The sequence below is a fragment of the Psittacicella hinzii genome, from assembly GCF_003585885.1.
Classification (GTDB): Bacteria; Pseudomonadota; Gammaproteobacteria; order Enterobacterales; family Psittacicellaceae; genus Psittacicella.
In genome coordinates this window covers 1-6,687 of record NZ_NRHC01000103.1, presented here as the reverse complement: position 1 = coordinate 6,687, position 6,687 = coordinate 1, and the positions used below count along the sequence as shown (strand labels likewise).

Sequence of the window (6,687 nt, the reverse complement as noted above, 5' to 3'; positions counted from 1 at the left end):
TTAATGTAAAGGTAAGAAATTTAGGGATATTTAATCATTAGCTTCTACTTTGTTCGGGAATCCCTAATGAAAAAAATTATTTTTCTAAATCAAGATTGTCTTCAAAGTCTTCATCGTCTTCAAAGTCTTCAAAGTCTTCTTCATCTTCAAAAATTTCTTCATCTTGATCTAACTCATCAAGAGTTAAATCTTCATCATCTAAAAGCTCGTCTTCAAGTAACTCATCATCGAGAAATTCTTCATCATCAAAGTAATCTTCATCGTCATAGAATTCATCTTCCCAAGCATAAGCATCTTTTGCTTCAGGTTCTTTATCCCAGTTGAATTCTGTATTAACTTTATTTTCAATTAGCTCACGAGGATTTTCTTCGATGTAATTCATCAAGTTGCGAGTTAGATCATCAACGCCTTGTTTAGTTGCAGCTGATATTAAGTAATGTTTATCAGTCCAACCTAGTTCTTCACGATATTGTTCTGCTAATTTTTTAGCTTCTTCATAAGGAAGAGTATCGCATTTATTGAAAACTAACCAGATTTCTTTTTCAGCTAATTTTTGTGAGTATTTTGTTAGCTCATTAAAAATGGTTTTGGCATTTTCAACAGGATTAGAACCATCGATAGGATTGATATCGATTAAATGTAGAAGGATACGGCATCTCTCTAAGTGTTTAAGGAAACGTATACCTAAACCAACCCCCTCAGCAGCTCCTTCAATTAATCCAGGAATATCTGCAATAACAAAGCTTTGTGTTTGGCTTATACGACAAACGCCTAAGCTTGGCGCTAATGTTGTGAATGGATAATCAGCAATTTTCGGACGTGCATTAGAAATAGAGCTAATAAAAGTTGATTTACCAGCATTAGGTAAGCCTAATAGACCAACATCAGCCATTAGCATTAGCTCTAGCATTATTTCACGCTTTTCCCCAGGAGTACCAAGAGTTCTTTGTCTAGGAGCTCGGTTTGTTGAGGTTTTAAAACGAGCATTTCCCAATCCATGATATCCACCTTTAGCAACTAGGAGTTTTTTACCAGGGGTTAATAACTCACCTACTAATTCTCCTGTATGCACGTCAGTAGCTCTTGTTCCTACAGGAACAGATAAAATTAGATCGTTACCTCTTTTACCTGTACAGTTTGAACTTTGACCATTTTGTCCACGTTCTGCTCTGTAAGCACGAATGTAACGGTAGTCAATAAGAGTGTTTAGATTATTGTCAGCAACTAAGTAAACGTCACCACCATCACCGCCATCACCACCGTCAGGACCACCATCTGGTACGTATTTTTCTCTTCTAAAGCTTGCGATACCATTTCCGCCGTCTCCAGCTTCAATAGTGATTACTGCTTCATCTATAAATTTCATATATTATTTCTAAAATATAAAGAAAAGAACCGCAAAGTTGCGGTTCTTTAAGTGTAAATAATTAAGCTTCAGGAAGGATGCTTACTACACGACGGTTGTTTTTACCGCGAGTTTCGAATACAACTTTACCTGATTCTAAAGCGTATAGAGTGTGGTCGCGACCGATACCTACGTTAGCACCAGCGTGGAATGCTGTACCACGTTGACGAACTAGGATGTTACCTGCTACCACTTGCTCACCACCAAAACGTTTAACACCTAGACGTTTACTATGTGATTCGCGTCCGTTCTTAGTAGAACCACCGGCTTTTTTCGTTGCCATTTTTTCTATTCTCCAGTTGTGTATCTATTTATAACTTTGTTAAAAATTATATAAGCTTAAATATTAAGCAGAGATACCAGTAATAATTACTTTAGTTAAATATTGACGATGACCAGCTTGTTTTAAAGAGTGTTTACGACGACGGAATTTAACAATACGTACTTTTTCGCCACGATATTGTTCAACTACTTTAGCAGTAACTTTAGCACCAGCAACCACTGGAGTACCAATTGTTACTTTATCACCGTCAGCAACTAATAAAACTTCATCAAAAGTTACTTGATCATTTGCGTCTAATTTTTCAACTGAAAGAGTTTGACCTTCAGTTACACGGTATTGTTTACCGCCTGTTCTAATTACAGCGTACATTTAAGGAATGCTCCAAAATTGTTAACGTCTAACATCTTGTGAGTATCTAATAGGCGAGTTACCTCGTAGGTAGCTTACTCTATGCACTCAAAATAAATAATGTAAAAGGATTTAGAAACAGAAAAATAGAAGACCTAAGGATCTTCTTTTGCAGTTAATACTGTCTAAACCTTATAGACGTTGAATTGTGTTTTTTAAAAATCGGTTATATTATACTACAGTAAAAGAGAAAAGGCAAGAAAAAAATATAATATTTATACTCTGACTAAAGTCGAAGAGGTTAAGAAAAGTTTTTATTGTCGCTAAGAAAATATATAATAAGCAATAAATACAAGTTTATTGAATAAAACTTATCTTATATAGCAAGTTTTAACTTAAATATAAAATTTAGAATTTAAAGTATGGGACTAAAAGAAATATTCTCTCTAGTTGAATCGGAACTGAATGAAGTTAATCAGCATTTAATAGAGTACACGAGAAGTGATATAAATTTAATTAATGATGTGTCATCTTACATTATAAATTCAGGTGGCAAACGTATTCGTGTTATTTTAACTTTGCTTTTTGCAAAATTACTAAGTGTTGATAAAAAGCTAGCTATAAAGATAGCATCGATAACTGAATTAATCCATACAGCAACCATTTTACATGATGATGTAGTGGATGATTCATCAATGCGTAGAGGTTTGCCAACCGCAAATAAAAAGTATAACAATCCAGCTGCTGTTTTAGTAGGTGATTTTGTCTATACAAGAGCTTTTCAATTAATTGCACAATTTAATGATACTGATTTAATGACTCTTTACACAGAAGCAGTTAATGTAATATCTGAAGGGGAAGTTCGTCAATTAGTTAATTTAGGTGACCTAACGATCAATGAAGAAAAGTATTTCTCTGTAATTTATAGTAAAACAGCAAGACTTTTTGAAGTGTGTTGTCATGCAATAGCATTGCTAAAATATCCTGAAGATAAGAACTTACAGTTACAGTTAGCTAAATTTGGTTCTTACTTAGGAACTGGTTTTCAGATAGCAGATGATGTAATTGATTATCTAAGCTCAAAAGAAGAGTCAGGTAAGTCTAGAGGTGATGATTTAGCCGAGGGAAAACCAACTCTGCCATTAATACGTTTAAGAGAAGTAGGTAATCAAGATGATAAGGCTTTAGTTGAAGATATTATCATGCAAAGAAAGGGAGTAGAGGTCTTAGATTATGTAGTTGAGCGTATGCAAGCATTAAATTGTTTTGACTACAGTATGCAAAGAGCTTACCAAGAAGCAGATAAAGCTAAAGAAATCATCTTATCCGTAGAAACCTCTAATGAAAAAGTAAAATCAGCACTGCTTGAATTAGCAGATTTGAGTGTTAGAAGAGTAGCATAATTATAAATAGGTATTAAAAATCATATATGACTGATAATTCATCTTCAGTTAATGTAAAAACATTACTGGATACAATGACAGGAAGGAAGCAATTAACTTTACCAGAGGGTAAGAAAAAATTATTGTTACATTCTTGCTGTGCACCATGTTCTGGTGAGGTAATGGAAGCTTTGATGGCTTCAGGAATTGAATTCACTATTTTCTTTTATAATCCAAATATACATCCTTTAAAAGAATATTTAATTAGAAAAGATGAAAATGTTCGTTATGCCGAAAAGTTAGGAATTCCTTTTATAGATTGGGACTACAACAGAAAAGATTGGTTTGATAGAACAGAAGGTATGGAGTGGGATCCAGAGCGTGGGCGTAGATGTACAGAATGTTTTGACATGCGCTTTGAGGTTACAGCAAGATATGCTCATGACAATGGTTTTGATCTTTTTACTAGTTGCCTAGGTATTAGTAGATGGAAAGACTTTGATCAAGTTACTGATTGCGGGATCAGAGCAGCCGCTCCTTACGATGATGTTGATTACTGGGATTTTAACTGGCGTAAAGGTGGTGGGTCTTCTCGCATGATTCAAATCTCTAAACGTGAACGCTTCTATAAGCAAGAGTATTGTGGTTGCGTATATAGTTTAAGAGATACTAATACTTATAGGGAAAGTGTGGGTAAAGAAAAGATCAAGATTGGTGTAGAGTACTATACCTTCAATAAAGAAACTAATGATTGTGTTTAATTTTTAATTACTTAAAAAGTAGCGGTTTTAATAGAGAATTTCTAGAGCTCTTAAAAAGTTTTGTGAAAATTAAATTAAAAGAATGGATTTTTTGCATAATTAGGCGTAGAATATACAAGGTACACTAATATTTTATAGCAATTAGTAGAACTATTATTCCAAAAACTTGTGTGAAAGATTTAGTTAGCAGTCATATATAAGAGCTGCTTAATTCTAAGTAAAATCTGAACGATAATAAAGTAAAAATACTATGAATTTCGATAAAAAAGAATACTCAGGTTTTATCAACAAAATCGAAGATATCGTTGGTAAAAGTCATTGTATAACTGATGCAACTGAAAATGCACGTTTTCGTAAAGGTATTAGATATGGTGAAGGTGAAACACTAGCAGTTGTTAGACCTAAAAACCTAGTAGAGTACTATAAAGTTGTAAAACTAGCAGCTGAAAATGATGTAATTGTTATTTCACAAGCAGCGAACACAGGTTTAACTGGTGGTTCTACACCATTTGGTAATGATTACGATCGTCCAAATATCGTTATCAACACCCTACGAATCGATAACTTTAAAATTATTAATAACCAAACGCAAGTAGTTTGCTTATCAGGTGCAACTCTATATAAGTTAGAAGATGAACTTGCAAAAATTGGTAGAGAGCCTCACTCAGTAATTGGTTCTTCATGTATTGGTGCTTCTGTAATTGGTGGTGTTTGTAATAACTCTGGTGGTTCACTTGTACAACGTGGTCCTTCTTTTACAGAGTACGCTTGTTATGCTCGCATCAATGAAAAAGGTGAGTTTGAATTTATCAACAATTTAGGTATTGATTTTGGATCTGAAGATCCGCTAGTTATCCTAGAAAAACTACAGAATGGTGATTATTCTGATGGTAATATCGTTGATAATAGCAAACGTGCTTCTTCAACTGATTATAAAGAAAAAGTAGTACTAGTTGATGAAGATACTCCAGCTCGTTACAACAATGACCCAGAGCGTTTAAAAGAAGCTTCAGGTTCAGCTGGTCACTTAGCTGTATTTGCTGTAAGACTTGATACATTTGAAAAACCAAAAAGATCTCAAATGTTCTACATTGGTTCAAATGATATTAATGTACTAACAGATGTAAGACGTGCAGCATTAACTGAGTTCGATGGTAGATTACCTATTTCAGGTGAATACATCCATAAAGAAGCATATGCTATCGGTAAAAAATACGGTAAAGATACTCTATTTGTAATCGATAAGTTTGGTACTAAATATATTCCAAAACTATACGCGCTAAAAGCGTTCTACGATAGAACAATTGGTAAGATTCCTGGTATCCCTAATTCAGATCGTTTATTACAAGGTCTTTCTGCATTACTTCCAAATCTATTAACAGAAAAAATGGAAGAGTATCATAAATTATATGAACACCACTTATTACTAGTAGTTGGTGACAATATGATTGATGATATGAATAAATGGTTAGAAGACTACTTCAATAATAAAGGTAAGGATAATGGTGGCTTCTTCAAATGTACACCAAAAGAAGCTAAGATTGCCGGTCTACACCGTTTCTCAATTGCAGGTGCAGCAATTAGATACCGTGAATGTCACCCTAAAGAAGTTGACATCTGTGCTATTGACGTAGCATTAAGAAGAAATGATTCTGAATGGTTCGAGCATTTACCAGAAGAAATTGAAGCTAAATTAGCTGGTAAATTATATTATGGTCACTTCTTATGTCACGTATTCCACCAAGATTACATGATCAAGAAACCATTAGATCCGTTAGCAGTGGAAGAAGAAATTCTTGAAACATTAAAAGCAAGAGGTGCACAATATCCTGCAGAACACAACGTAGGTCATTTATATCATGCACAAGAGCCTTTAGTGAAACACTATAAAACTATTGACCCAACTAACTCATTTAACCCTGGTGTTGGTAAAACTACTAAACTTAAAAACTGGGCAGAAGGTGGTTGTAACTGCGGTCATGAACACTAATTAGTAAAATTCATTAATACCCTCTAGGATTATCTGGAGGGTATTAATCGTTTTCAAAGTGTATTAATTTAATTAAAAATATCAGAAAATAATCGGTAGCTTAAATATCCTAAACCGATTCTAAATAGGGATTCCCGAAATTCTTAAAAATCTATAAAGAGGGGTTAAAATCTTTTTGCATAAAAAACAATAAAAAATCAAGATTAAAAAGTTAAACTATGTTATAATAGTGCAGGGCAGACTGCCCTGCACTTATCCTTTAGACTTTTGCAATAATTCTTGACCAAAATTATGAATAAAACTTACTCTTTACCATTAGAAAAAATCGTTATTAAAGCTACTAGATCTTCAAATATTCAAAACGTTTTATTTAGAGGATACCAGTATAAAATCGATGGAAAACCAAAATATTCACAATTTTTAATTGGTAAACTAGTAATTGAAGAAGATGGTAAAGAAAGTTTTATTCCAAATGCTAATTACTTTGAAATTTATGACAAAAATAATGCTCCTTATCC

Annotated in this window: 7 protein-coding genes; 4 read left to right on the top strand and 3 right to left on the bottom strand. The window is 33.5% G+C overall.

The genetic code is table 11. The features are described from left to right. Nucleotides 1–76: 76 nt before the first annotated feature. From cgtA to rplU, 3 genes are all read right to left on the bottom strand, one after another. Nucleotides 77–1,366 (bottom strand): Obg family GTPase CgtA, encoded by a 1,290-nt coding sequence (gene cgtA, locus CKF54_RS06950; protein ID WP_119525630.1) that lies wholly within the window; start codon nucleotides 1,364–1,366, stop codon nucleotides 77–79. Between the two features lie 61 nt (nucleotides 1,367–1,427). Next, nucleotides 1,428–1,688, bottom strand: coding sequence for a 50S ribosomal protein L27 (gene rpmA, locus CKF54_RS06945; RefSeq protein WP_119525629.1), 261 nt, complete (start codon nucleotides 1,686–1,688; stop codon nucleotides 1,428–1,430). Nucleotides 1,689–1,751: 63 nt separating this feature from the next. After that, on the bottom strand, nucleotides 1,752–2,057 hold the full coding sequence (gene rplU, locus CKF54_RS06940; RefSeq protein WP_119525628.1) for a 50S ribosomal protein L21: 306 nt from the start codon (nucleotides 2,055–2,057) through the stop codon (nucleotides 1,752–1,754). Between the two features lie 401 nt (nucleotides 2,058–2,458). On the opposite strand from rplU, the gene CKF54_RS06935 reads away from it, so the two are divergent. From CKF54_RS06935 to CKF54_RS06920, 4 genes are all read left to right on the top strand, one after another. Then, on the top strand, nucleotides 2,459–3,439 hold the full coding sequence (locus CKF54_RS06935; protein ID WP_119525627.1) for a polyprenyl synthetase family protein: 981 nt from the start codon (nucleotides 2,459–2,461) through the stop codon (nucleotides 3,437–3,439). 26 nt (nucleotides 3,440–3,465) lie between these two features. Next, a complete protein-coding gene (locus CKF54_RS06930) occupies nucleotides 3,466–4,179 on the top strand; it encodes an epoxyqueuosine reductase QueH (RefSeq protein WP_222987562.1) in 714 nt (237 codons plus the stop codon). A 250-nt stretch (nucleotides 4,180–4,429) separates the two neighbouring features. Next, entirely contained in the window at nucleotides 4,430–6,169 is a 1,740-nt protein-coding gene (dld, locus tag CKF54_RS06925; protein ID WP_119525626.1) for a D-lactate dehydrogenase, read from the top strand. Nucleotides 6,170–6,460: 291 nt separating this feature from the next. Next, nucleotides 6,461–6,687 (top strand): hypothetical protein (locus CKF54_RS06920; protein WP_147396841.1); only part of this gene is annotated, 227 nt, incomplete at its 3' end.

Bases quoted from the DNA above. Each gene is read 5' to 3' on its own strand.
- cgtA (WP_119525630.1), bottom strand. From the start codon at position 1,366: ATGAAATTTATAGATGAAGCAGTAATCACTATTGAAGCTGGAGACGGC.
- rpmA (WP_119525629.1), bottom strand. From the start codon at position 1,688: ATGGCAACGAAAAAAGCCGGTGGTTCTACTAAGAACGGACGCGAATCA.
- rplU (WP_119525628.1), bottom strand. From the start codon at position 2,057: ATGTACGCTGTAATTAGAACAGGCGGTAAACAATACCGTGTAACTGAA.
- CKF54_RS06935 (WP_119525627.1), top strand. From the start codon at position 2,459: ATGGGACTAAAAGAAATATTCTCTCTAGTTGAATCGGAACTGAATGAA.
- CKF54_RS06930 (WP_222987562.1), top strand. From the start codon at position 3,466: ATGACTGATAATTCATCTTCAGTTAATGTAAAAACATTACTGGATACA.
- dld (WP_119525626.1), top strand. From the start codon at position 4,430: ATGAATTTCGATAAAAAAGAATACTCAGGTTTTATCAACAAAATCGAA.